The organism is Streptomyces glaucus, assembly GCF_039533365.1.
Taxonomy (GTDB): Bacteria; Actinomycetota; Actinomycetes; order Streptomycetales; family Streptomycetaceae; genus Streptomyces; species Streptomyces glaucus.
In genome coordinates, this window is record NZ_BAAATK010000034.1 from 35,610 (window position 1) to 60,331 (window position 24,722).

Consider the following 24,722-nt stretch of genomic DNA (forward strand, 5'->3'; position numbering starts at 1 on the left):
AGTACAAAGGACTCAACGGCCCGCGAGACCAAGGACATCCGAAAGGATCACCTTAAAACCGCATTTGGCCCCACGGACCGAGCATGAACACCGGGCACCCACGCGACGTCGACCCGTCGATTACGGGCCAGCCGCACCAGGTGACGGGCAACGTTCCCGACCTGATGGGCGACATATCGAGGACGCCTGGTAACCCGGTGATCATGCCAGCGGCGGTACGAGTACTCGTACCGCCGCAACCCTGCGAGGCCCCCGCCGGGGGCCTCCTCCCTGTTCCGCCGCCGTTCCGCCGCCCCGCCCGGGGCGGGTCACGCGGCTCCGCGCTGCAGTGCCTCGCACACCGCCGTCGACTCGCGCGCGCCCAGTCCGACCGCCCTGCCGCAGTGGGCGATCCAGGCCGCCACGCCCTCCGGGGTGCCGGAGACGTAGCCGTCGAGCGCCGTCAGGTAGGCCTCCCGGCCCAGTTCGGCGTGGCCGACCTCGGCCGGGCAGACCGACTTCGGGTCCAGACCGCTGCCGACCAGGACGATGCGCTCGGCCGCGCGCGCCACGAGGCCGTTGTGAGAGGCGAAGGGACGCAGCGCCAGCAGTTCGCCGTGCACCACGGCGGCCGTGACCAGGGCGGGAGCCGAACCGCCCGCGATGATCAGCTCGGCCAGGCCCTCCAGCCGGCCGTGCATCTCCGCCGCGTCCGGCAGCGGCAGCCCGATCAGCGGCTCGTCGACCGGCTCGCCCTCCCGGCGGGGCCGCCCGACGTGGTCGGCCTTGTCCGCGGCGGCCACCAGGTGCAGCCGGGCCAGCACCCGCAGGGGGGACTGCCGCCAGACGGACAGCAGCTGCCCCGCCTCGGCGGTCAGCCGCAGGGCCGCGCCCATCGTGCGCGCCTCGCCGTCACCGCTGAAGTCGGTGCGCCGGCGCACCTCCTCCAGGGCCCAGTCCGCGCCGGACAGCGCCGCCGAACCGCGGGCGCCGCGCAGCGCCGCCTCGGAGGTGATCTCGTTGCTGCGGCGCCGCATGATCCGGTGCCCGTAGACCCGGTCCACGGCCTTGCGCACGGACTCCACGGACTCGGCCACGCCGGGCAGTGCGCCCAGCGCCGCAAGGGGGTCCCCCTCGCTCGGACTCGTCCGGGAGCTCGGGGGAGGATCGGCGGCCGCACCTGTCGTACTCATGAGTACGACCCTACGCACTTCGGTGGTCCGCCCCTCGAAGAAGTGGCCTTCTTCACCTCGGCCGCGACGCGCGGCCGCCTTCTCGCCGCGGTCGGCGAAGACGGGACCTGCTTCCGCCGGGAAAGGCGGCAGCGGCAGGACGCCCCGGCCCTCACCGGCCCTCACCGGCCCTCACCGGTCCTCGCCTGTCGTCCTTGTCCGTCCGCCGTCCCGCGGCCGCCGGCGCCCCGTGCGAAGCGCGGGACCGGGAGCGCTGCGCGCACCGGACGGCCCACCTCCGCCTGGAGAACGCCCGGACCCGGGGCGACGAGCGCGCCGGGGCCGTCCCGGCGGCGCGGACCGGCCCCGGGCTCGTCCTCGGCGAGGGCGTCGTCACACCCGCGTGGCACCGGTTCCCGGGCGGCACCGGCCCCTGCGCGGCGCCGGCGTCCGGGCGACGGGGCCCGCGTCACCCGGCGCGGCCCCCGTCACCCGCGGGGCCCGTGTCCGCCCCGCGTCGCCCGGCGCGGCCTCACGTCCGGGGCGCGGGCTCCCGCCCGGCCGCCGGCGCCCCGGGCGCGCCCTTCGGGGCCGGGGCGGGCCGGGCCGCCAGGAAGGACGCCCAGCCCCGCCGGGGGGCCTCACCGACCCGCAGGGTGCGCAGCTTGCGCAGCGTCTCGGGATCCTGGGCGTCCAGCCAGTCCGTGAGCTGCCGGAAGGACACGCAGCGGACCTCCGGCTTGGTGCACACCTCCTCGACGACCTCCTCGACGGCGCGCATGTAGGTGCCGCCGTTCCAGGACTCGAAGTGGTTGCCGATGATCAGCGGCGCGCGGTTGCCGTCGTAGGCCCGGCGGAAGCCCCTGAGCAGGCCGTCGCGCATCTGGTCGCCCCACATGTCGTGCCTGGCGGGGTCGCCCTGGGTGGTGCCCGACTGGTTGACCATGAAGTTGTAGTCCATGGCGAGCTGCTCGTACGAGTGGCCGGGGAACGGCACGAGCTGCAGCGGCAGGTCCCACAGGCCCTGTTCCTTCCTGGGCCAGACCTGCCGGCCGATGCCGCTGGTGTCGTAGCGGAAGCCCAGCCGGCGGGCGGCCTTCAGGAAGTTCTCGCGGCCCTCCAGGCAGGGGGTGCGGGCGCCGACGAGTTCCTTGTCGTAGTCGAAGGGCAGCGGGGCCGTCCGCGTCAGGCCGGTGTTGGTCCTCCAGGTCCGCACGAACCGCTTGGCCTGGGCGATCTCGTCCTTCCAGTCCGCCACCGACCACTCGCCGACGCCGCCGTCGCTGCCGCAGAAGTGGCCGTTGAAGTGGGTGCCGATCTCGTTGCCCTCCAGCCAGGCCAGGCGCAGCTGCCGCACGGTGTCGGCGATGCCCCGCCGGTCGTTGAAGCCGATGTCGGAGCTGCCGGGTGCGTGCCGCGGCGGCCGGTACAGGTGCCGTTTCTCCTTCGGCAGCAGGTACACGCCGCTGAGGAAGTACGTCATCGTCGCGTCGTTGTCCCGGGCCACCCTGCGGAAGCGGGAGAACAGCCGCTGGCCGTCCTCGCCCGCGCCGTCCCAGGAGAACACCACGAACTGCGGCGGCCTCCGACCGGGCCCGAGACGTTCGGGCCTGGGCAGGTGCGGTTGTGCTCCGGTGTACGCGGTGGAGCCGTCGCCGATCAGCCGGACCGCTCTGTCCGGCGCCGGGACCGGCTTCGTCCTCCGCGGGCCGGGTGCCTCCTCGCCGCCGGCCGCGCAGCCGGCGAGCGGTGCGGCGCAGACCGCGGCGATCAGGGCGCCCGCGGCGATCCTCCGGGTGGCGGTCATGCTCCGCCCACCTACTTCCTTCTCTCGGACTTGTCCCGGGCTGCCTCCCGGGACAGGTCCCGGGCTGCTCCGGGGCTTCTCCCGGACCGGCGCGGACGAGGGCGGCATCCGGCGCGATGCCGGGCCCGCCGTCAGCGCCGCCAAGGTCGCACGGGACCGAGAAGGAGTTAGTACGACAAGCCGATCAAAGAGCTACTTCACTCGCCGGGGTGATTAATTGCTCCATTCGCCTGGATTGTCTATTCCCTTCCTTTACTCAGCATTACGATCCATTTACTGAGCGTTGATTCATCCCGCCGCTGCACGCCGTGACCCACGGCCGCGACCCTTCCCGCCCCATGCGGGAGACCACCTGTTCCGCGACCGCGTAGCCCCGGAGGAGACGGGAAAAATGTCAGCCTGCGTCCCCACTCGCGCCGTCGACCCGACCGGACCCGACCGCGCCCACCGATCCCACAGCCCGCCACCGTCCCGGCCCCGCCGCTTCCGCATCGCGGGCGCCGACGTCTCGGCCTCGATCGCGGTCTTCCTGATCGCGCTTCCCCTGTCCCTCGGCATCGCCCTCGCCACCGGCGCGCCCCTCCAGGCCGGCCTCGTCGCCGCCGCGGTGGGCGGCATCGTCGTCGGACGGCTGGGCGGCTGCCCGCTCCAGGTCAGCGGTCCCGCCGCCGGGCTCACGGTGGTCACCGCCGACCTCATCCACCGCTACGGGTGGCGTACCACCTGCGCCATCACCGTCCTCGCCGGCCTCGCCCAACTCGGCCTGGGCTGCCTGCGCGTGGCGCGCAGCGCGCTCGCCGTCAGCCCGGCCATCGTGCACGGCATGCTCGCCGGCATCGGCGTCACCATCGCCGTCGCCCAGTTGCACATCGTCCTCGGCGGCACCCCGCAGAGCGCGGTCCTGGACAACCTCCGCGCGCTGCCCGCCCAGTTGGCGGACCTGCGTCCCGCCTCGGTGTCGGTGAGCGCGCTGACCCTGGCCCTGCTGCTGCTCTGGCCACGGCTGCCCGGCCGGGCCGGCCGGCTGCTGCGCAAGGTGCCGGCCGCGCTCGTCGCCGTCGCCGGCGCCACCGCGGCCGCCGCGCTCGCCGGGCTCCGCCTGCCCGAGGTGGACCTGCCGAGCTGGAGCAGCCACGCCCTGGCCGCGCTGCCCGAGGGCCCGGTGCTCGGCCTGGTCGCCGCCGTGCTCACCACCACGCTGGTGTGCAGCGTGCAGTCGCTGCTCGGCGCGGTCGCCGTGGACAAGCTGGTGGCGGCCCGGCCGGGCCCGCCCGTCCGCGTCGGCCGCGCCGACCTGGACCGCGAACTGCTCGGGCAGGGCGCCGCCAACATCACCTCCGGCGCGCTCGGCGGACTGCCCGTGGCCGGTGTGGCCGTGCGCAGCACCGCGAACGTGAACGCGGGTGCCGTGAGCCGGAACTCCACGATGCTGCACGGCGCTCTCGTGGTGGTCGCCACGCTGCTGATGGTCCCGGTCCTGGAGCTCATCCCGCTCGCCTCGCTCGCCGCCCTGGTGATGGCCGTCGGCATCCAGATGGTGTCCCTGAACCACATCCGCACGGTGACCCGCCACCGCGAGGTGCTGGTGTACGCGGCCACCGTCCTCGGCGTCGTGACGTTCGGCGTCCTGGAGGGCGTGGCCCTGGGCATCGCCGTGGCCGTCGGCGTCGCCCTGCACCGCCTGACCCGCACCCGCATCACCCACGAGGAGCGGGAGGGAGTCCACCACGTCCAGGTCCGGGGGCAGTTGACGTTCCTCGCGGTGCCGCGGCTCAGCCGGGCCCTGCACCTCGTGCCCCACGGGGCCGACGCCGTCGTCGAGTTGGACGGGTCGTTCATGGACCACGCGGCGTTCGAAACCCTGCAGGACTGGCAGAACACGCACACCGCGCACGGCGGCACCGTCGAGATCACCGGCCGCCGCCCCGGCACGCGCATCGCCGAACCGGACGACTCGCCCGGCTGCCGCTGCCGCCCCTGGACGCCCTGGCGCAACCACCAGTGCGAACGCCCCCGGTCCATCCCGCCCCAGGACGGATCCGGGAGCACCGCCGACGCGCCGAGCGGTCATGAACTGGCACGGGGCATCAGCGCGTTCCAGCGCAACACCGCGCCGCTGGTGCGCGGTGAGCTGGCCCGGCTCGCCCGGGAAGGGCAGCGGCCCTCGCAGCTGTTCCTCACCTGCGCGGACTCGCGCCTGGTGACCTCGATGATCACCTCCAGCGGTCCGGGCGACCTGTTCGTGGTCCGCAACGTGGGCAACCTCGTGCCGCTGCCCGGCGAGGAGAGCGGCGACGACTCGGTGGCCGCCGCGATCGAGTACGCGGTGGACGTGCTGAAGGTGCGGTCCATCACGGTCTGCGGGCACTCCGGCTGCGGAGCCATGCAGGCACTGCTCGACTCCGAGCCCGGGGGCGCCCGGACACCGCTCAAGCGGTGGCTGCGGCACGGGCTGCCGAGCCTGGAGCGCATGGCCGACGGCGACCGCCCCTGGGCCCGGCTGGCCGGGCGCGAACCCGCCGACGCGGTCGAGCAGCTCTGCCTGACCAACGTGGTCCAGCAGCTGGAGCACCTGCGCGCCCACGACTCGGTGGCCCGGGCCCTGCGGGAGGGCGAGCTGGAGCTGCACGGCATGTACTTCCACGTGGGCGAGGCCCAGGCCTACCTGCTCACCGGGGCCGACGGCGACCGGGTCTTCGACCACGTACGGGAGGTCGGCCGGCCCGCGTGAGGAGGACGCGGCGACGGACGCGGTGCGGGGCTCCGCCCGGTGGGCGGAGCCCCGCGCCGCGGACACCGGCCGACGCGAGGACCGAGCCGCCGACCTGCACGGACCGGCACGGGCCGACACGACCGAAACGCACCCGCGAAGCCGAATACCGACACGGACCGGCACGCCGGGAGTCCACCGCGGGACTCCCTACGGCAAGATCCGACATGCCGGCATCCGCCAGGACAGGAGCCGGCACGCCGAGGACCGGCACGCCGGGAGAGCGGCATCCGGGCGCCCCGGTGTGAAAGGCGTTACAGCACCTGAACTCCGGCCGGCCCGCGTCCGTGGGTACGGGTGACCCAAGCAGCCGCACCCCAGCCGCAAGCCACCGGGAGACCTCCGCCGCGCGACCGGAACACCGCCGGGAACACCCGGGACCACCCCGTGACCGCCTCACCAGAGGTCTAAACCAATTTTCCATCGGCCCTTGTCAGCGGGCCGTCCGGTCTGATGAGCTGTGGCCTGGGACACAGCGGACAACCCTGAGAAAGGGAGATGTCGTGAGCAACGAAAGCCTGGCCAACCTGCTCAAGGAAGAGCGCAGGTTCGCACCCCCCGCCGACCTGGCCGCCCACGCCAACGTCACCGCGGAGGCGTATGAACAGGCCAAGGCTGACAGGCTCGGCTTCTGGGCCGAGCAGGCCCGCCGGCTGACCTGGGCCGAGGAGCCGACGGAGACCCTCGACTGGTCGAACCCGCCGTTCGCCAAGTGGTTCAAGGACGGCACGCTCAACGTCGCGTACAACTGCGTCGACCGGCACGTGGAGGCCGGGCACGGCGACCGGGTCGCCATCCACTTCGAGGGCGAGCCCGGCGACTCCCGCTCGATCACCTACGCCCAGCTCAAGGACGAGGTCTCCAAGGCCGCCAATGCCCTGCTGGAGCTGGGCGTGCGCAAGGGCGACCGGGTCGCCGTCTACATGCCGATGATCCCCGAGACGGCCGTGGCGATGCTGGCCTGCGCCCGGATCGGCGCCACCCACTCGGTGGTCTTCGGCGGCTTCTCGGCGGACGCGCTCGCGACCCGCATCCAGGACGCCGACGCCCGGGTCGTGATCACCGCCGACGGCGGCTGGCGGCGCGGCAAGCCGTCCGCGCTGAAGCCGGCCGTCGACGAGGCGGTCGGGAAGGCGGGCAGCGTCGAGCACGTCCTCGTCGTGCGCCGCACCGGCCAGGAGGTCGCCTGGACCGAGGGCCGCGACCTGTGGTGGCACGAGCTCGTCGAGCGGCAGCCGGCCGAGCACACGCCCGAGGCGTTCGAGGCGGAGCACCCGCTGTTCATCCTCTACACCTCCGGTACGACGGGGAAGCCGAAGGGCATCCTGCACACCTCCGGCGGCTACCTCACGCAGACGTCGTACACGCACTGGGCGGTCTTCGACCTCAAGCCGGAGACCGACGTGTATTGGTGCACCGCCGACGTCGGCTGGGTCACCGGGCACTCGTACATCGTCTACGGCCCGCTCGCCAACGGCGCCACCCAGGTCATGTACGAGGGCACGCCGGACACCCCGCACCAGGGCCGCTTCTGGGAGATCGTGCAGAAGTACGGCGTGACGATCCTCTACACCGCGCCGACCGCGATCCGCACGTTCATGAAGTGGGGCGACGACATCCCCGCGAAGTACGACCTGTCCTCCCTGCGCGTCCTCGGGTCCGTCGGCGAGCCGATCAACCCGGAGGCGTGGGTGTGGTACCGCAAGCACATCGGCGCCGACCGGACGCCCGTCGTCGACACCTGGTGGCAGACCGAGACCGGCTCGATCATGATCTCGCCGCTGCCCGGGGTGACCGAGGCCAAGCCCGGCTCCGCGCAGCGCCCGCTGCCCGGCATCTCCGCGACCGTCGTCGACGACGAGGCGAACGAGGTGCCGAACGGCGGTGGCGGCTACCTGGTCCTCACCGAGCCGTGGCCGTCGATGCTGCGCACCATCTGGGGCGACGACCAGCGGTTCATCGACACGTACTGGTCGCGCTTCGAGGGCAGGTACTTCGCCGGGGACGGGGCGAAGAAGGACGAGGACGGCGACATCTGGCTGCTCGGCCGCGTCGACGACGTGATGCTCGTGTCCGGACACAACATCTCCACCACCGAGGTCGAGTCCGCGCTGGTGTCCCACCCGTCGGTCGCCGAGGCGGCCGTCGTCGGCGCGGCGGACGAGACCACCGGGCAGGCGATCGTGGCGTTCGTGATCCTGCGCGGCACGGCGGCGGAGACCGAGGAACTGGCCGCCGAGCTGCGCAACCACGTCGGCGCCACGCTCGGCCCGATCGCCAAGCCCAAGCGGATCCTGCCGGTCGCCGAGCTGCCGAAGACCCGCTCCGGCAAGATCATGCGGCGCCTGCTGCGGGACGTCGCGGAGAACCGCCAACTCGGTGACGTCACCACGCTCACCGACTCCGCGGTGATGGACCTCATCCAGGCCAAGCTCCCGGCGACGCCCAGCGAGGACTGAGCCGACTGAACCGCGCCCGGAGGGGGCACCCGGCACGGAGCCGAGGGTGCCCCTTCCGCGCCCGCGAGGCGCTGCGGATGCGCCCCCGGGCACCTTTAGGTAAGCTAACCAAAAACAGTGATCACTCCATGGTGTGCCGGGAAGTCTGGTCGGCATGTGTTCCGTCCTGCCCACCGACCGGAGGTCTCCCCGTGACCGCCCCCCGCACCAGCAGCTCCCGCAAGGTCTTCGGACGTCTCTCGCTCCCCGAGCGCACCTTCGTCGCGGACGCGCTACGCACCGAGACGGTCGGCGGCGTGCTGCTGCTCGCCGCCGCGATCGCCGCGCTGATCTGGGCGAACGTTCCCGCGCTGCACGACAGCTACAAAGACGTCAGTCACTTCCACTTCGGCCCCGACGCCCTCGGCCTGAACCTGTCCGTCGCGCACTGGGCGGCCGACGGCCTCCTGGCCGTCTTCTTCTTCGTCGCCGGCATCGAACTCAAGCGCGAACTGGTCGCCGGCGACCTCAAGGACTTCAGAGCCGCCGTGCTGCCGGTCGTGGCGGCCCTGTGCGGAATGGCCGCACCGGCGCTCGTCTACACGCTCACCAGCGCCACCGGCGGCGGCTCCCTGGCGGGCTGGGCCGTGCCCACCGCCACGGACATCGCCTTCGCGCTGGCCGTGCTCGCCGTCATCGGCACCTCCCTGCCCAGCGCCCTGCGCGCCTTCCTGCTCACCCTGGCCGTCGTCGACGACCTGTGCGCCATCCTGATCATCGCGGTGTTCTTCACCGACCGCCTGGACTTCGCCGCGCTCGGCGGCGCCGTCGCCGGCCTCGCCGTCTTCTGGCTGCTGCTCAGGAAGGGCGTGCGCGGCTGGTACGTGTACCTCCCGCTGGCCCTGGTCGTCTGGGGGCTGATGTACAACAGCGGCGTCCACGCCACCATCGCCGGCGTCGCCATGGGCCTGATGCTGCGCTGCCACCGCCACGAGGGCGAGGAGCGCTCCCCGGGCGAGCGCGTCGAGCACCGCGTCCGCCCCCTGTCGGCGGGCCTGGCCGTCCCGCTGTTCGCGTTGTTCAGCGCGGGCGTCTCGGTCTCCGGCAGCGCGCTCGGCGAGGTGTTCACCCAGCCGGAGACGCTCGGCGTGGTCCTCGGGCTCGTCGTCGGCAAGACGCTCGGCATCTTCGGCGGCACCTGGCTGACGGCGCGTTTCACCAGGGCCTCGCTCAGTGACGACCTCGCCTGGGCCGACGTGTTCGCGGTGGCGACCCTCGCCGGCATCGGCTTCACCGTGTCCCTGCTCATCGGCGAACTCGCCTTCGAGGGCGACGCGGCGATGACGGACGAGGTCAAGGCGGCCGTCCTGACCGGCTCCCTCGTCGCGGCCCTGCTGGCGGCGGTGCTGCTGAAGATACGGAACGCCAAGTACCGCAGGTTGTCCGAGGCCGAGGAGCGCGACGACGACCACGACGGCGTGCCCGACATCTACGAGGAGGACGACCCGGCCTACCACCTGCGCATGGCCGGCATCCACGAGCGCAAGGCCGCCGAGCACCGCAGGCTCGCCGAGCTGAAGGCCGCGCAGCGGCACGGGCTTGCCGAAGTGCCGGGCGGGGCAGGCGAGGACACGGACGGTCCGGCATGATCTGACGAGACGGTACAAAAGACGGGACCGTACGCAGTCGGACACACGTCAGGCCACCACGGAACCGCACTCAGAAGAGGGAGACCGCGATGAGCGCACCCGACGGCAGCCCGGTCGGCGCCGAACGCAGCATCGGACAGCTGTTCGCCTCCGCGACGACCGAGTTGTCGGCGCTGGTGCACGACGAGATCGCGCTGGCGAAGGCGCAGCTGAAGCAGGACGTCAAGCGCGGCGCGACGAGCGGTGGCGCGTTCACGGTGGCCGCCGCGGTCCTGCTGTTCTCGCTGCCGATGCTGAACTTCGCCCTCGCGTACGGCATCCGGACCTGGAGCGGGTGGAACCTCGCGGTCTGCTTCCTGCTGTCCTTCGCGGCGAACGTGCTGATCGCGGCCGTCCTCGCGCTGATCGGCGTGGTCTTCGCGAAGAAGGCCAGGAAGGGCCGGGGCCCGCAGAAGGTCGCCGCCTCCGTGAAGGAGACGGCGGGCGTGCTGCAGAAGGCCAGGCCGCACCCGCGGCCGGCGCCGGAGGACCGGTCCCCGCAGGCCGTCGAGGCTGTGGCACGCTCGTCCTCATGACGGGCTCCTCCCTCCCTTCGGGGCACTCCCCCTCGGCGCACCCCGCCTCGGTCGTACGGCTCGGCATCCCCGGCGGGTACGAGGTGACCCACCGGGACGTGGCCGCCAACGGCGCGCGCTTCCACATCGCGGAAGTCGGTGACGGCCCGCTGGTGCTGCTGCTGCACGGCTTCCCGCAGTTCTGGTGGGCCTGGCGGCACCAACTGGGCGCGCTCGCCGACGCGGGCTTCCGGGCGGTCGCCATGGACCTGCGCGGCGTCGGCGGCAGCGACCGCACCCCGCGCGGCTACGACCCCGCCAACCTCGCCCTCGACATCACCGGCGTCATCCGCTCCCTCGGTGAGCCGGACGCCGCGCTGGTCGGCCATGACCTGGGCGGCTACCTGGCGTGGACGGCGGCCGCGATGCGCCCCAAGCTCGTCCGGCGCCTCGCGGTGACCTCGATGCCGCATCCCCGGCGCTGGCGTTCGGCGATGCTCTCGGACGTCCGGCAGACCCGGGCGGGGTCCTACGTCTGGGGGTTCCAGCGGCCCTGGATCCCGGAGCGGCAGCTGACGGCCGACGACGGCGCGCTGGTGGGCCGGCTCGTCCGGGAGTGGTCGGGTCCGCGGCTGCCCGACGAGGAGGCGGTGGCGGTGTACCGCCGCGCGATGTGCATCCCGTCCACGGCGCACTGCTCGATCGAGCCGTACCGCTGGATGGTGCGGTCCCTGGCCCGCCCGGACGGCATCCAGTTCAACCGCCGTATGAAGCGGCCCGTCCGGGTGCCGACCCTGCATCTCCACGGCTCCCTCGACCCGGTGATGCGGACGCGGAGCGCGGCCGGTTCCGGGCAGTACGTCGAAGCCCCGTACCGCTGGCGGCTGTTCGACGGGCTGGGCCACTTCCCGCACGAGGAGGACCCGGTGGCGTTCTCCTCCGAGCTCATCAACTGGCTGAAGGACCCCGAGCCCGATCGGTGACCGGACGGGCTTGGTGACCGACGGGGCCGGTGCGACTTCCGGGAAACGCGATCGGCGACCGGACGAACGCGCCCGGTATCCGGACCCGCATCCGCGTCACGAACACTTGTCGTACGAACGGCCACTTGCCCGCCGCATAGGCCAATTGGGGGCCCGGGGAGCGGTTATCGACCTTGGGGCGGGGGCACACGTCGGGGTATGGGCTGGACGCACGACTACAGTGACGCAGCACGCGACCGCCGCTCCGCCGGCGGTGTGAGCACCCACCAGCGAAGCGGCTCGCCGCAGTTGCCGGGCTCGGACCCGAGGGTGGGGATTCCGCACATCCTGCGCCGCCGGGCCCGCTGGGTCTCGGTCCGCCTGCGTCACTCCCGCGACTGACCCGGCAGGCCCCCGCCGGCCCTACAGCGCGCAGCTGTCGCTGTCCACCTGCTGGTTCGCCGTCCGTCCCCGGGCGATGTCCTCCCGGATCTCGTCCGCGGTGAGCGCGTACCCCGTCTCCGCGTCGTCGAGGGACTTCGCGAAGACCACGCCGTAGACCTCGCCGTCGGGCGTGAGCAGCGGGCCGCCGGAGTTGCCCTGGCGCACGGTCGCGTAGAGCGAGTACACGTCGCGGCGGACGGTGCCGCGGTGGTAGATGTCCGGGCCGTTGGCCGTGATGCGGCCGCGCACGCGCGCGGCGCGGACGTCGTAGGCGCCGTTCTCCGGGAAGCCCGCGACGATCGCGCCGTCGCCGCTGCCGGCGTCCTCGGCGGTGAACCGCAGCGCGGGCGCGTCCAGGTCCGGGACGTCGAGCACGGCGATGTCGCGCCGCCAGTCGTAGAGGACGACCGTGGCGTCGTACACGCGGCCCTCGCCGCCTATCTGCACGGTGGGCTCGTCGACGCCGCCCACCACATGGGCGTTGGTCATGACGCGGCGCTCGGCGAAGACGAAGCCGGTGCCCTCCAGGACCTTGCCGCAGCTCTGCGCGGTGCCCATCACCTTGACGATGGAGCGCTGGGAGCGCGCGGCGACGGCGCTGCCGGCCAGGGCCGGGTCCGGGGGCCGCACCTCGGCGATCGGCTCGTTGGCGAACGGGCTGAAGACCTGCGGGAAGCCGTTCTGCGCGAGGACGGAGGAGAAGTCCGCGAACCAGGTGTCGGCCTGCGCGGGCAGCGCCCGGGAGACGCCGAGCAGCACCCGGGAGCTGCGGACCTCCTTGCCGACCGTCGGCAGCGTGGTGCCCGCGAGGGCGGAGCCGATCAGCCAGGCGACCAGCAGCATCGCGACGACGTTGACGAGGGCGCCGCCCGTCGCGTCCAGGGCGCGGGCCGGGGACCAGGTGATGTACCGGCGCAGCTTGTTGCCGAGGTGGGTGGTCAGGGCCTGGCCGACGGAGGCGCAGACGATCACGACGACGACCGCGGCGACGGCGGCGGCGGTGCCGACCTCCGCGTCGTCCGTCACGGCGTCCCAGACGGCCGGCAGCACGTAGACGGCGGCGAGACCGCCACCCAGGAAGCCGATCACCGACAGGACGCCGACGACGAAGCCCTGGCGGTAGCCCACGACCGCGAACCAGACGGCGGCGACCAGCAACAGGATGTCCAGCACGTTCACCGCTTCAGGCCTCGCCTCGTCGTCTTCCGCCCACACCAGCCCGGTCCGGGGCTCCGGCCCGCCGCACGGCGGCGGCCGGACGCAGCGTCCCGGGGAGAACACCGTACGCGGGCCACCCTGTCACGACCGCCAGTCGAGCGGGACCTGCCTGTTCCTGTCCCAGGGGCGCTCCCAGCCCGCGTAGTGGAGGAGCCGGTCGATGATTCCGGCCGTGAAGCCCCACACGAGGGCCGACTCGACCAGGAATGCCGGACCGCGGTGGCCGCTGGGGTGGACGGCGGTGGCCCGGTTGGCGGGGTCCGTGAGGTCCGCCACGGGAACGGTGAAGACCCTGGCGGTCTCGTTCGGGTCGACGACCCCGACCGGGCTGGGCTCGCGCCACCAGGCCAGCACCGGGGTGACGACGAAGCCGCTGACCGGGATGTAGAGCCTGGGCAGGACGCCGAAGAGCTGCACGCCGGCCGGGTCGAGCCCGGTCTCCTCCTCGGCCTCGCGCAGGGCGGCCCGCAGCGGGCCGTCGGCCTGCGGGTCGCCGTCCTCGGGGTCGAGGGCGCCGCCGGGGAAGGAGGGCTGGCCGGCGTGGGAGCGCAGGGAGCTCGCCCGCTCCATGAGCAGCAGCTCCGGCCCGCGCTCGCCCTCGCCGAACAGGATCAGCACGGCCGACTGCCGCCCCGCGCCGTCCTCGGGCGGCAGGAAGCGGCTCAGCTGTCCCGGCCGGACCGTCTCCGCCGCGCGCACCACCGGGTCGAGCCAGGCGGGCAGGCCTTCCTTGCGGAGCGCCGCGCCCCGTGTGTTGCTCGCTCGCGCCATCACCACCCCCGTCGTTCCGCCGGATCCAACGCGCGAGGGCCCCGAGATCGTTCCCGGGCGGGCGTACGGGGCCGCCCCGACCGGTCCGTCATCCGGTGGCCCCCAGCGGCGGCGCCGGCTTGCCGCCCGCGTCCAGATACGCCTGCGGGGGCCGCAGGCGCTGGCCCGGGAAGCCGCCCTTCTCGTACTTGAGCAGCTTCTTCGCCTTCTCCGGGTCCGTCTCGCCCTCGCCGTAGGCCGGGCACAGCGGGGCGATCGGGCAGGCGCCGCAGGCGGGCTTGCGGGCGTGGCAGATGCGGCGTCCGTGCCAGATGACGTGGTGCGAGAGGTCCGTCCAGTCGCTCTTGGGGAAGAGCGCGCCGACGGCGGCCTCGATCTTGTCGGGGTCGGTCTCGTCGGTCCACCGCCAGCGGCGCACCAGGCGCTGGAAGTGCGTGTCCACGGTGATGCCGGGGCGGCCGAAGGCGTTGCCGAGCACCACGAAGGCGGTCTTGCGGCCGACGCCGGGCAGCTTGACGAGGTCCTCCAGCCGGCCCGGGACCTCGCCGCCGAACTCCTCCGCCAGCGCCTTCGACAGCCCGATCACCGACCTGGTCTTGGCCCGGAAGAAGCCGCACGGGCGCAGGATGTCCTCGACCTCCTCGGGGTCGGCGGCGGCCAGGTCCTCGGGGGTGGGGTACCGGGCGAACAGGGCGGGGGTGGTCTGGTTGACGCGCAGGTCGGTGGTCTGGGCGGACAGGACCGTGGCGACCAGCAGCTGGAAGGGGCTGTCGAAGTCCAGCTCGGGGTGGGCGTACGGATAGACCTCGGCGAGTTCGCGGTTGATCCGGCGGGCGCGGCGGACCAGGGCGGTGCGCGACTCGCCGCGCGGCGAGTCGCCGGCGGTCCGCGCACGGGCGGCGCCCCCGACCGGGGCGCCCTCGGCCGGGGCGGGCCTCCCGGCGGCGGTTTTCTTCCCGGACGTCGTCTTCTTCACCGGCACCCTCTTTGCCGCTTTCGCCGTTTCACTGCCGCTATCGGGGCCCTGTTCGCCCACAGCGGAATCGCGACGTATCACCATCCGCGCAGCCCCCTCGGCCTGTGCTCTCACCGGCTGTTTGGACACCCGGTCAGCCTACGGCCCGGCACCGGCATCCGCCGCAGGCCCCGGGGACCGGCGTCCGATCGGACCCCTGACGCGTACCCGGGGACACATGTGCGGCATCCTTGTGATAGATCACACTGTTTGGACTGTCCGGCAAAATGGGCACCACGGTCCCCTGGTGCACGGGGGAGCAAGATCCCCTGAGCAGGTCGACAAGGAGAGAACTCGTGGACGACGTTCTGCGGCGCAACCCGCTCTTCGCGGCGCTCGACGACGAGCAGGCCGCGGAGCTCCGCGCCTCCATGAGTGAGGTGACCCTCGCCCGTGGCGACTCGCTGTTCCACGAGGGCGACCCCGGAGATCGCCTGTACGTGGTGACCGAGGGCAAGGTCAAGCTGCACCGCACGTCCCCCGACGGCCGCGAGAACATGCTGGCCGTCGTCGGTCCCGGCGAGCTGATCGGCGAGCTGTCGCTCTTCGACCCGGGCCCGCGTACGGCGACCGCCACCGCGCTGACCGAGGTCAAGCTGCTCGGGCTGGGCCACGGCGACCTCCAGCCCTGGCTGAACGCCCGCCCCGAGGTGGCCGCGGCGCTGCTGCGCGCCGTCGCGCGCCGGCTGCGCAAGACCAACGACGCCATGTCCGACCTGGTCTTCTCGGACGTCCCGGGCCGGGTCGCCCGCGCCCTGCTGGACCTCTCCCGCCGCTTCGGCGTGCAGTCCGAGGAGGGCATCCACGTCGTCCACGACCTGACGCAGGAGGAGCTGGCCCAGCTGGTCGGCGCGTCCCGCGAGACGGTCAACAAGGCCCTGGCGGACTTCGCCCAGCGCGGCTGGCTGCGCCTGGAGGCCCGCGCGGTGATCCTGCTGGACGTGGAGCGCCTCGCCAAGCGGTCCCGCTGACGCCGGGTCCCGGCCGTACGTCCCGGAGTCCCGTCTCCCCCGGAGGCGGGACTCCGCGCGTGTCGCCGCGCTCCGGGGCCGCCGCCCCGGGCTCCCGTCAGACGTCCTCGGACCGTCGCGGGATGAGCCCGTGCTCCTCCAGGTAGTCCAGCTGCGCCCGGACCGACAGTTCCGCCGCCGGCCACAGCGAACGGTCCACGTCGGCGTACACGTGGGCGACGATCTCGGACGGCGTCCGGTAGCCGTCCTCGACGGCCGTCTCGACCTGGGCCAGCCGGTGGGCGCGGTGGGCGAGGTAGAACTCGACGGCGCCCTGGGCGTCCTCCAGGACGGGGCCGTGGCCGGGGAGCACCGTGTGCACGCCGTCGTCGACCGTGAGCGACCTGAGCCGCCGCAGGGAGTCCAGGTAGTCGCCGAGGCGGCCGTCGGGGTGCGCCACGACCGTCGTACCGCGGCCCAGGACCGTGTCGCCGGTCAGGACGGCCCGGTCGGCCGGGAGATGGAAGCAGAGGGAGTCCGCGGTGTGCCCGGGGGTCGGTACGACCCGCAGCTCCAGGCCGCCGACGGTGATCACGTCTCCGGCGGCCAGGCCCTCGTCGCCCAGCCGGAGCGCCGGATCCAGGGCGCGCACGCGGGTGCCGGTCAGTTCGGCGAACCGGGCGGCGCCCTCGGCGTGGTCGGGGTGGCCGTGCGTCAGCAGGGTGAGGGCGATGCGCCGGCCGGCCCGCTCGGCCGTGTCGACGACCGCGCGCAGGTGGCCCTCGTCCAGCGGTCCCGGGTCGACCACGACGGCCAGGCCGGAGCCGGGCTCCGAGAGGATCCAGGTGTTCGTCCCGTCCAGGGTCATCGCGGAGGCGTTGGGCGCGAGGACGTTGACGGCCCGCGCGGTCGCGGGACCCGTGCGGACCCCGTCCCGCGGCCGGCCGGGCAGAACGCTTGCGTCCGTCATGCGGGGACTCCCCCGGTCTCGGTGGTGGTCGGGACGTGCCGGGTGAACTCGTCGTGGCCGGGCCAGGAGAGCACGATCTCGCCGTCCACCAGGCGGGCCCGGGCCAGGACGGGGGTCAGGTCGCGGCCGGGCGCGTCGGCCAGCGCCTCGGCGGCCGTGGCGTACGGGACCAGCCGGCGCAGGGTCGCGACGGTCGGCGGCATCATCAGCAGCTCGCCCCGGTCGTAGCCGCCGACCGCGTCCGCCGGCCGGATCCACACCGCGCGGTCGGCCTCCGTGGAGGCGTTGCGGGTGCGCTGTCCCTCGGGGAGGGCGGCCACGAAGAACCACGTGTCGTAGCGGCGGGGCTCGAACTCGGGGGTGATCCAGCGGGCCCAGGCGCCCAGCAGGTCGGAGCGCAGGACCAGGCCGCGGCGGTCCAGGAACTCGGCGAAGGACAGGTCGCGGGCGACCAGGGCGGCGCGGTCCGCCTCCCAGTCCGCGCCCGTGGTGTCGCCGACCACCGAGCGGGGGTCCGGTCCGGCGAGGAGGACGCCCGCCTCCTCGTAGGTCTCCCGTACGGCCGCGCAGACGATCGCCTGCGCGGCGGCCCCGTCGACGCCGAGCCGGTCCGCCCACCACGCGCGCGGGGGGCCCGCCCAGCCGATGTCCCGGTCGTCGTCGCGCGGGTCGACCCCGCCGCCGGGATAGGCGTACGCGCCTCCGGCGAAGGCCATGGAGGCGCGTCTGCGCAGCAGGTGGACGACGGGGCCGGAGCCGGTGTCCTTCAGGAGCATGACGGTGGCCGCGCGCCGGGGGGTGACCGGTGTGAGGGTGCCGGCCGCGAGCGCGCGGATGCGGTCCGGCCACTCCGGTGGGTACCACTGCCCATTCGCCATGGCCGGAGGCTATCCCGAGACGGGCGGATGTTCGAGTGGCCGTCGTCCCCGGCGTCCGGGCCGGACGGCCCGCCCGCTCCGCCCGGCCCGGGCGTCCGGCGGCGCGGAACGGCCCCGGCGCGGAACGGCCGGTCCGGCCGGGCGCCCCGCCGGGGCCCCGCCCCGGCCGGGCACCGCCGCGCCCGCGTCCGCCGCGTGGCGCTACGCCTGTGTCAGCTCCACCTGGATCTCCACCTCCACCGGGGCGTCCAGCGGCAGCACCGCCACGCCGACCGCGCTGCGCGCGTGCACGCCCCTGTCGCCCAGGACCTCGCCCAGCAGCTCGCTCGCCCCGTTGACGACACCCGGCTGGCCGGTGAAGTCGGCCGCGGAGGCCACGAAGCCGACCACCTTCACCACGCGCGCGATGCGGTCCAGGTCACCGGTGACGGACTTGACGGCGGCCAGGGCGTTCAGCGCGCACGTCCGCGCCAGGTCCTTGGCCTCCTCCGGCGTGACTTCGGCGCCCACCTTGCCGGTGACGGGCAGCTTGCCGTCCACCATGGGGAGCTGGCCGGAGGTGTGGACGTATCCGCCCGACTGCACGGCCGGCTGGTACGCGGCGAGCGGCGGCACGACCGCCGGCAGCGTCAGGCCCAGCTCGGCCAGCCGCGCCTCGACCGCGCTCATCCCTGCTTCTCCCGCTTCAGGTAGGCCACGAGCTGTTCGGGGTTGTTCGGCCCGGGCACGACCTGGACGAGCTCCCAGCCGTCCTCGCCCCAGGTGTCCAGGATCTGCTTCGTGGCGTGGACGAGCAGCGGCACGGTCGCGTATTCCCACTTCTTGGTCATGCGGCCGACTCTAGCCGCTGTCCGGACCGCCCCCGGCGGCCGACTCCGGCCCCCGCCGGGGGCGGTCCGGACGGCGTCGGCGGGCACGTCGTCCACAGCCTCCCGCCCGGTTCCGCCCCGGACTGGTTACGCTCGAAGACGTGAGCAGGCTCCAGGTCGTCAGCGGCAAGGGCGGTACCGGCAAGACCACGGTGGCCGCGGCCCTCGCGCTGGCCCTGGCCACGGAGGGGAAGCGGACGCTTCTCGTCGAGGTCGAGGGCCGTCAGGGCATCGCGCAGCTCTTCGAGACGGAGGCGCTGCCGTACGAGGAACGGAAGATCGCCGTCGCCTCCGGGGGCGGGGAGGTGTACGCCCTCGCCATCGACCCCGAACTGGCCCTCATGGACTACCTCCAGATGTTCTACAAGCTGGGGGGCGCCGGACGGGCCCTGAAGAAGCTCGGCGCCATAGACTTCGCCACCACCATCGCGCCCGGCCTGCGGGACGTCCTGCTGACCGGCAAGGCGTGCGAGGCGGTGCGCAGGAAGGACCGGAACGGACGGTTCGTCTACGACTACGTCGTCATGGACGCGCCGCCGACCGGGCGCATCACCCGGTTCCTGAACGTCAACGGCGAGGTCGCCGGGCTCGCCAAGATCGGCCCGATCCACAATCAGGCGCAGGCCGTGATGCGGGTGCTGAAGTCCCGTGAGACGGCCGTGCACCTGGTGACGCTGCTGGAGGAGATGCCGGTCCAGGAGACCGTGGACGGCATCGCCGAGCTGCGGGCGGCCCGGCTGCCGGTGGGCCGGGTCATCGTGAACATGGTGCGGCCCGAGGTGTTGGACGCGGCCGACCTGGAACTCGTACGGGCGGTGCCGCGTTCCTCCGTCGCCCGGGCGCTGTCGTCCACGGGGCTCGGCGGGGCGGGGCGCGGCGGGCACGCCGAGCGACTGGTGGATCCGCTGCTGGAGCAGGCCGCGGAGTACGCCGAGCGGCACGCGCTGGAGCAGGAGCAGCGGGCGGTCCTCGGCGAGCTGGACCTGCCGCTGCACGAACTGCCGCTGCTCGCCGAGGGCACGGACCTGGCGGGCCTGTACGAACTGGCCGCCGAGCTGCGGAGGCAGGGCCTGTCATGAGACCGTCCACGAGTCGGAAGCAGGGAATGTCATGAGCCGTCCGGACCCGGCCCAGGCGCACGACACGGCCCGCCCCCACCTCTCCCCCGCGCGCGTCCTCGACATCGATCCGCTGCTGGCGGACCCCGGGACCCGCATCGTCGTGTGCTGCGGCTCGGGCGGGGTCGGCAAGACGACCACCGCGGCGGCCCTCGGCCTGCGCGCCGCCGAGCGGGGCCGCAAGGTGGTGGTCCTCACCATCGACCCGGCCCGTCGGCTCGCCCAGTCCATGGGCATCGACTCCCTCGACAACACCCCGCGCCGGGTGAAGGGCATCGACGACTCCGCGGGCGGCGAGCTGCACGCGATGATGCTCGACATGAAGCGCACCTTCGACGAGATCGTCGAGGCGCACGCGGACCCCCAGCGGGCGGCCGCGATCCTGGGCAACCCCTTCTACCAGTCGCTCTCGGCGGGCTTCGCGGGCACGCAGGAGTACATGGCGATGGAGAAGCTGGGCCAGCTGCGGGCGCGGGACGAGTGGGACCTGATCGTCGTCGACACCCCGCCGTCCCGTTCCGCGCTCGACTTCCTGGACGCGCCCAAGCGCCTCGGCTCGTTCCTGGACGGCAGGCTGATCCGGGTGCTGCTGGCCCCGGCGAAGGTCGGCGGCCGCGCCGGGATGAAGTTCCTGAACGTCGGCATGTCGATGATGACGGGCGTCCTGGGGAAGCTGCTGGGCGGTCAGCTGCTGAAGGACGTGCAGACGTTCGTGGCCGCGATGGACTCGATGTTCGGGGGTTTCCGTACGCGCGCGGACGCGACGTACAAGCTGCTCCAGGCGCCCGGCACGGCGTTCCTGGTGGTCGCGGCCCCGGAGCGGGACGCGCTGCGCGAGGCCGCGTACTTCGTGGAACGGCTGGCGGCCGAGAAGATGCCGCTGGCCGGTCTGGTGCTCAACCGGGTGCACGGCAGCAACGCCGGCCAGCTGTCGGCCGAGCGCGCGCTCGCCGCCGCGGAAAATCTTGAGGACCCTCGCATTGTGGATCAGGACGGCGGGAAAGCTGGACTTCGTAACTCTCACGAAACGTACGGCAGTTCCGACTCTCCCGCTTCCGCGGCGCCGGCTCCGGACGACGGCTCCCCCACGGCCGTGGACCCGCCCGCGGACACCGCCGCGGATCCGGAGCGATCCGTCGACCGGCTCACGGCGGGCCTGCTGAGGCTGCACGCGGACCGTATGCACCTGATCGCGCGCGAGCAGCGCACACGTGACCGCTTCACCGCGCTGCACCCCGAGGTGGCGGTGGCCGAGGTGGCCGCGCTCCCCGGCGACGTGCACGACCTCGCGGGCCTGCGGGACATCGGAGACCGTCTCGCGACGGGCCGGCCCGAGCCGGCGTAGTCCGTCGCCGCCGCCGTCAGCCGGCGGTCAGCTGACGGCGGCGTAGTCCTCGTACACCCCGTCGCCGTTGAGGGGCACCACGCCGGCCCCCCGCTCGTACTCCGTACGCGCGGTCTCCAGCAGCCGGCGCCAGGAGGTCACGGTGGGCCGCCTGCGCAGCAGTGCGCGGCGCTCCCGCTCCGTCATGCCTCCCCACACGCCGAACTCGACGCGGTTGTCCAGCGCGTCCGCCAGGCACTCCGTGCGCACCGGGCATCCGGTGCACACCGCCTTGGCCCTGTTCTGCGCTGCTCCTTGAACGAACAGTTCGTCCGGATCGGTAGTGCGGCAGGCAGCCTGCGCACTCCAGTCGGTCACCCAGCCCATACCGGCGCCGTCCTCTCCCGAATCGAGGCTCCCCCACGGCGACAGCGGCATATTCACCGCTGCCAGTTGAGGACGTTACGGAAGGTGGGCACAGTGCAACACCCCCAGCGGGCCCAATCTTGAATGGCCCGAACGGACTATGGGTAAGCGGCAGATCACCCGGGGGAGTGAGCTGGCGACATGCACGGCATTCGCGGCATAACGGGACAGTCGCGTTGCGCCACAAGGGGCATCGGCTGACACACGAGGCGGATTCGGACGCCGCCGCCCCCGCACGCTCCGCTCCGGCCCGCCTCCCTCCGCCCGCGCCCCGACGGCGGGCCGGCGGCGAGCCCACGGAAAAAAGACCGAGCGGATCCGGAACGATTCGACGTCACCGGACGTGTCTGGTACATGGCCCCACTGCTGTAACGGTCGAGAGCAGCTTAGGCCAAGGCATATACGTGTGTCCGGCGAATGAGAACGTAGGCTGCCCCTATGCCAAAGAAGCGCTCCGGCGGTGGTCTGTCGCCAACGCAGCAGGCCGCCAAGTTCCTCGGTGTCAGTGTGCTCTCGGGAGCGGTGCTGGCCGGCATCGCGCTGCCCGCCGTCGGCGCGCTGGGCCTGGCGGCGAAGGGCTCGGTGGAGAGTTTCGACGAGCTCCCGGCCACCATGAAGACCCCGCCGCTGAGCCAGCGCACCACGATCCTCGACTCCGAGGGCGGCACGCTCGCCACGGTGTACTCGCGCGACCGCACGGTGGTGCGGCTGAAGGACATCTCGCCGTACATGCAGAAGGCGATCGTCGCCATCGAGGACGCGCGCTTCTACCAGCACGGCGCGATCGACCTGAAGGGCGTGCTGCGCGCCCTGAACCGCAACGCGCAGAGCGGCGGAGTCGCCGAGGGGGCCTCCACGCTCACCCAGCAGTACGTCAAGAACGTCTTCGTCGAGGAGGCCGGCGACGACCCGACGAAGGTCGCCCAGGCCACCCAGCAGACCCTCGGCCGGAAGATCCGCGAGCTGAAGTACGCGATCCAGGTCGAGGAGGAGCTCGGCAAGAAGAAGATCCTCGAGAACTACCTGAACATCACCTTCTTCGGCCAGCAGGCCTACGGCGTCGAGGCCGCCTCCCAGCGCTACTTCTCCAAGCCCGCGAAGGACCTGAACCTCCAGGAAGCGGCCCTGCTCGCCGGCATCGTCCAGTCCCCCAGCCGGTACGACCCGGTCAACGACGAGGCGGAGGCCACCAAGCGGCGCAACGTCGTGCTGCAGCGCATGGCCGACGTCGGCGACATCTCCCAGGCCGAGGCCGACCGGGCGATGCGCACGCCGCTCGGGCTGGACGTCAGCCGCCCGAAGAACGGCTGCATCACCGCGGTCAAGGGCGCCGGCCACTTCTGCAAGTACGTGGAGAAGGTCTTCCTCAGCGACCCGGTCTTCGGCAAGACCAGGGAGGAGCGGGCGAAGCTCTGGAACCAGGGCGGCCTGACGATCCGCACGACGCTCGACCCGCAGGCCCAGGAGTCGGTGCAGGAGTCGCTCAAGGACCACGTCGACCAGTCCGACGAGGTCGCCGCGGCGGCCACGCTGGTCCAGCCCGGCACCGGAAAGATCGTCGCGATGGGCCAGTCGAAGCCGCTCGGCTACGGCAAGGACGAGACCGAGTACAACTACTCGGTCGACGCGGCGTACGGCGGCTCCAACTTCGGCTTCCCGACCGGTTCGACCTTCAAGCCGTTCGTGGCGGCGGCCGCGCTGGAGGAGGGCCGCCCGGCGACGCAGGAGTACTCGTCGCCGTACGAGATGGAGTACCCGAGCCCCGTGCGGACGTGCGGCGGCAAGCCGTGGACCAACACGGACGACGAGACGGTCGAGAACGAGGACGAGTCGGAGGTCGGGCCGTACCGGATGAAGGAGGCCATGGCGAAGTCGGTCAACACCTACTTCGTCCAGCTGATCTCCGACATCGGCCTGTGCCCGGTGGCCGACATGACCGACAAGCTGCACGTGCGCCAGGGCAACGGCGACAAGCTGCCGCAGACCCCCGCCATCGCCCTGGGCTCGATCGGCCTGTCCCCGCTGACGATGGCGAGCGCGTACGCCGCCTTCGCCTCCCGCGGCATGTACTGCACGCCGGTCGCCATCGAGTCGATCACCCAGAAGATCGGCAACGAGCAGAAGCCCATGGAGGTGCCGAAGTCGACGTGCTCGCGGGCCATGTCCGAGAAGACCGCGGACACCGTCAACACGCTGCTGCGCGGCGTGGTCGACTCCGGTACCGGCCGGGAGGCCGGCCTCACCGACCGGGAGAGCGCGGGCAAGACGGGTACGACCGACGAGCGCCGCAACGCCTGGTTCGCCGGGTACACGCCGAACATGTCGGGCGCCGTCTGGGTCGGCAGCGCCACCCAGGAGGTCGAGATGAAGAACATCACGATCGGCGGCGTCTACCGCCCGCTCGTCTACGGCGGCGAGGTCCCGGGCCCCATCTGGAAGGACGCCATGAGCGGCGCCCTCGCGGGCAAGGACGCCCCGTCCTTCCACCTCGTCGACATCCCGGACGGCGGTGACGAGGGCCGGGACGACGAGAACGAGGACGGCGGGGACGGCGGGGACGACGGGGACGACGGCAACGGCGACGACGACGGAAGCGGCGACGGCGGCCTCATCGGCGGCCTGTTCGGCGGCGGCACCGGCACGAACGGGAACACCGGCACGGGCGGCGGCACCGGCACGGACGGGGGCACGGGCGGCGGCACCGTCCCGACCCCCTCGTTCTCCCTCCCGGAGGGTCTCTTCCGGGGACAGGACGGGGGCAACGGGAACGGAAACGGGGGGTGGCGCTGAGCGGGCGGTCCCCCTCGGCGGCCCGCCACCTCCCCGGAAACCCCGCGGCGCCTCCCCGGTCCCCGTACCGATTCGTACGGGGACCGGGGAGGCGCCGACTGCCGTACGGCACGGCCCCGCGCGGGAGCCGGCGGATCAGCCGGCGGATCAGCCGGCGAGAAGCTTCTTCACCGCGGCGGCGACACGTCCGCCCTCGGCCTGACCGGCCACCTTCGGGTTCACGATCTTCATGACCGCGCCCATGGCCCGCGGCCCCTCGGCGCCGGCGGCCTTCGCCTCCTCGACGGCCTGGGCGACGATCGCGTTCAGCTCCTCGTCGGACAGCTGCTTGGGCAGGTACGCGGCGAGCACCTCGCCCTCCGCCTTCTCCCGCTCGGCCTGCTCGGCACGACCGCCCTGCGCGAACGCCTCGGCCGCCTCCCGCCGCTTCTTCGCCTCGCGGGTGATCACCTTCTGCACCTCGTCGTCGGAGAGCTCCCGCTTCTCCTTCCCCGCGACCTCCTCCTTGGTGATCGCGGCGAGCGTCAGCCGGAGCGTCGAGGAGCGCAGCTCGTCACGCTCCTTGATCGCGGCGTTGAGGTCGTCCTGCAGCTTCGACTTGAGCGTGGTCATGGCATC

21 protein-coding genes are annotated in these 24,722 nt (G+C 73.0%); 10 read left to right on the plus strand and 11 right to left on the minus strand.

From position 1 onward, the window contains the following. Positions 1–308: 308 nt before the first annotated feature. Positions 309–1,172, minus strand: coding sequence for a Fic family protein (locus ABD363_RS22840; RefSeq protein ID WP_344606552.1), 864 nt, complete (start codon positions 1,170–1,172; stop codon positions 309–311). Positions 1,173–1,683: 511 nt separating this feature from the next. Continuing rightward, a complete protein-coding gene (locus ABD363_RS22845; protein WP_344606554.1) occupies positions 1,684–2,958 on the minus strand; it encodes a polysaccharide deacetylase family protein in 1,275 nt (424 codons plus the stop codon). Positions 2,959–3,349: 391 nt separating this feature from the next. Between ABD363_RS22845 and ABD363_RS22850 the strand changes: the two genes are divergently transcribed. The 6 genes from ABD363_RS22850 (at position 3,350) to ABD363_RS22875 (ending at position 11,733) form a co-directional block, all read left to right on the plus strand. Further along, on the plus strand, positions 3,350–5,689 hold the full coding sequence (locus tag ABD363_RS22850; protein WP_344606556.1) for a bifunctional SulP family inorganic anion transporter/carbonic anhydrase: 2,340 nt from the start codon (positions 3,350–3,352) through the stop codon (positions 5,687–5,689). 542 nt (positions 5,690–6,231) lie between these two features. Then, on the plus strand, positions 6,232–8,187 hold the full coding sequence (gene acs, locus ABD363_RS22855) for an acetate--CoA ligase (protein ID WP_344606558.1): 1,956 nt from the start codon (positions 6,232–6,234) through the stop codon (positions 8,185–8,187). A gap of 191 nt (positions 8,188–8,378) precedes the next feature. Next, complete coding sequence (nhaA, locus tag ABD363_RS22860; RefSeq protein ID WP_344606560.1) at positions 8,379–9,815, plus strand: Na+/H+ antiporter NhaA; 1,437 nt, start codon at positions 8,379–8,381, stop codon at positions 9,813–9,815. 89 nt (positions 9,816–9,904) lie between these two features. Continuing rightward, positions 9,905–10,390: a phage holin family protein gene (locus ABD363_RS22865; RefSeq protein WP_344606562.1), complete on the plus strand. Its 486-nt coding sequence runs from the start codon at positions 9,905–9,907 to the stop codon at positions 10,388–10,390. Beyond that, positions 10,387–11,352 carry an alpha/beta fold hydrolase gene (locus tag ABD363_RS22870; protein WP_344606564.1) on the plus strand — a complete coding sequence of 322 codons (966 nt, stop codon included), beginning with the start codon at positions 10,387–10,389 and terminating at the stop codon, positions 11,350–11,352. Before ABD363_RS22865 ends, ABD363_RS22870 begins: the two co-directional genes overlap by 4 nt. Positions 11,353–11,550: 198 nt before the next feature. Then, entirely contained in the window at positions 11,551–11,733 is a 183-nt protein-coding gene (locus ABD363_RS22875) for a hypothetical protein (RefSeq protein WP_344606566.1), read from the plus strand. Positions 11,734–11,754: 21 nt separating this feature from the next. On the opposite strand, the gene ABD363_RS22880 is transcribed toward ABD363_RS22875, so the two are convergent. The 3 genes from ABD363_RS22880 to nth form a co-directional block, all read right to left on the minus strand. Further along, entirely contained in the window at positions 11,755–12,954 is a 1,200-nt protein-coding gene (locus tag ABD363_RS22880) for a MarP family serine protease (RefSeq protein ID WP_344606568.1), read from the minus strand. Between the two features lie 120 nt (positions 12,955–13,074). Continuing rightward, a complete protein-coding gene (locus tag ABD363_RS22885; RefSeq protein WP_344606570.1) occupies positions 13,075–13,764 on the minus strand; it encodes an NUDIX hydrolase in 690 nt (229 codons plus the stop codon). An 88-nt stretch (positions 13,765–13,852) separates the two neighbouring features. Next, a complete protein-coding gene (gene nth, locus ABD363_RS22890; protein WP_344606572.1) occupies positions 13,853–14,824 on the minus strand; it encodes an endonuclease III in 972 nt (323 codons plus the stop codon). 251 nt (positions 14,825–15,075) lie between these two features. On the opposite strand from nth, the gene ABD363_RS22895 reads away from it, so the two are divergent. Then, positions 15,076–15,750 carry a Crp/Fnr family transcriptional regulator gene (locus ABD363_RS22895; RefSeq protein ID WP_029382547.1) on the plus strand — a complete coding sequence of 225 codons (675 nt, stop codon included), beginning with the start codon at positions 15,076–15,078 and terminating at the stop codon, positions 15,748–15,750. A 97-nt stretch (positions 15,751–15,847) separates the two neighbouring features. On the opposite strand, the gene ABD363_RS22900 is transcribed toward ABD363_RS22895, so the two are convergent. The 4 genes from ABD363_RS22900 to sp36 form a co-directional block, all read right to left on the minus strand. Continuing rightward, a complete protein-coding gene (locus ABD363_RS22900) occupies positions 15,848–16,699 on the minus strand; it encodes an MBL fold metallo-hydrolase (protein ID WP_344606576.1) in 852 nt (283 codons plus the stop codon). Next, positions 16,696–17,577: an NUDIX hydrolase gene (locus ABD363_RS22905; protein ID WP_344606578.1), complete on the minus strand. Its 882-nt coding sequence runs from the start codon at positions 17,575–17,577 to the stop codon at positions 16,696–16,698. Before ABD363_RS22905 ends, ABD363_RS22900 begins: the two co-directional genes overlap by 4 nt. Before the next feature lie 201 nt (positions 17,578–17,778). Beyond that, on the minus strand, positions 17,779–18,246 hold the full coding sequence (locus tag ABD363_RS22910) for a RidA family protein (protein ID WP_344606580.1): 468 nt from the start codon (positions 18,244–18,246) through the stop codon (positions 17,779–17,781). Beyond that, positions 18,243–18,407: a Sp36 family protein gene (sp36, locus tag ABD363_RS22915; RefSeq protein WP_344606582.1), complete on the minus strand. Its 165-nt coding sequence runs from the start codon at positions 18,405–18,407 to the stop codon at positions 18,243–18,245. The genes ABD363_RS22910 and sp36 overlap by 4 nt, the downstream gene beginning before the upstream one ends. A 140-nt stretch (positions 18,408–18,547) precedes the next feature. Between sp36 and bagA the strand changes: the two genes are divergently transcribed. Next, positions 18,548–19,525, plus strand: coding sequence for an ATPase BagA (bagA, locus tag ABD363_RS22920; protein ID WP_344606584.1), 978 nt, complete (start codon positions 18,548–18,550; stop codon positions 19,523–19,525). A 31-nt stretch (positions 19,526–19,556) separates the two neighbouring features. Next, positions 19,557–20,909 carry an ATPase BagB gene (gene bagB / locus ABD363_RS22925; protein ID WP_344606586.1) on the plus strand — a complete coding sequence of 451 codons (1,353 nt, stop codon included), beginning with the start codon at positions 19,557–19,559 and terminating at the stop codon, positions 20,907–20,909. A 27-nt stretch (positions 20,910–20,936) separates the two neighbouring features. Here the strand turns inward: bagB and wblA are convergent, their stop codons facing one another. Then, positions 20,937–21,275 (minus strand): transcriptional regulator WblA, encoded by a 339-nt coding sequence (gene wblA, locus ABD363_RS22930; protein WP_344606588.1) that lies wholly within the window; start codon positions 21,273–21,275, stop codon positions 20,937–20,939. Between the two features lie 477 nt (positions 21,276–21,752). On the opposite strand from wblA, the gene ABD363_RS22935 reads away from it, so the two are divergent. Further along, on the plus strand, positions 21,753–24,104 hold the full coding sequence (locus ABD363_RS22935; protein WP_344606590.1) for a transglycosylase domain-containing protein: 2,352 nt from the start codon (positions 21,753–21,755) through the stop codon (positions 24,102–24,104). 147 nt (positions 24,105–24,251) lie between these two features. Here the strand turns inward: ABD363_RS22935 and ABD363_RS22940 are convergent, their stop codons facing one another. Then, positions 24,252–24,716 (minus strand): GatB/YqeY domain-containing protein, encoded by a 465-nt coding sequence (locus tag ABD363_RS22940; RefSeq protein WP_344606592.1) that lies wholly within the window; start codon positions 24,714–24,716, stop codon positions 24,252–24,254. Between the last annotated feature and the right edge of the window lie 6 nt (positions 24,717–24,722).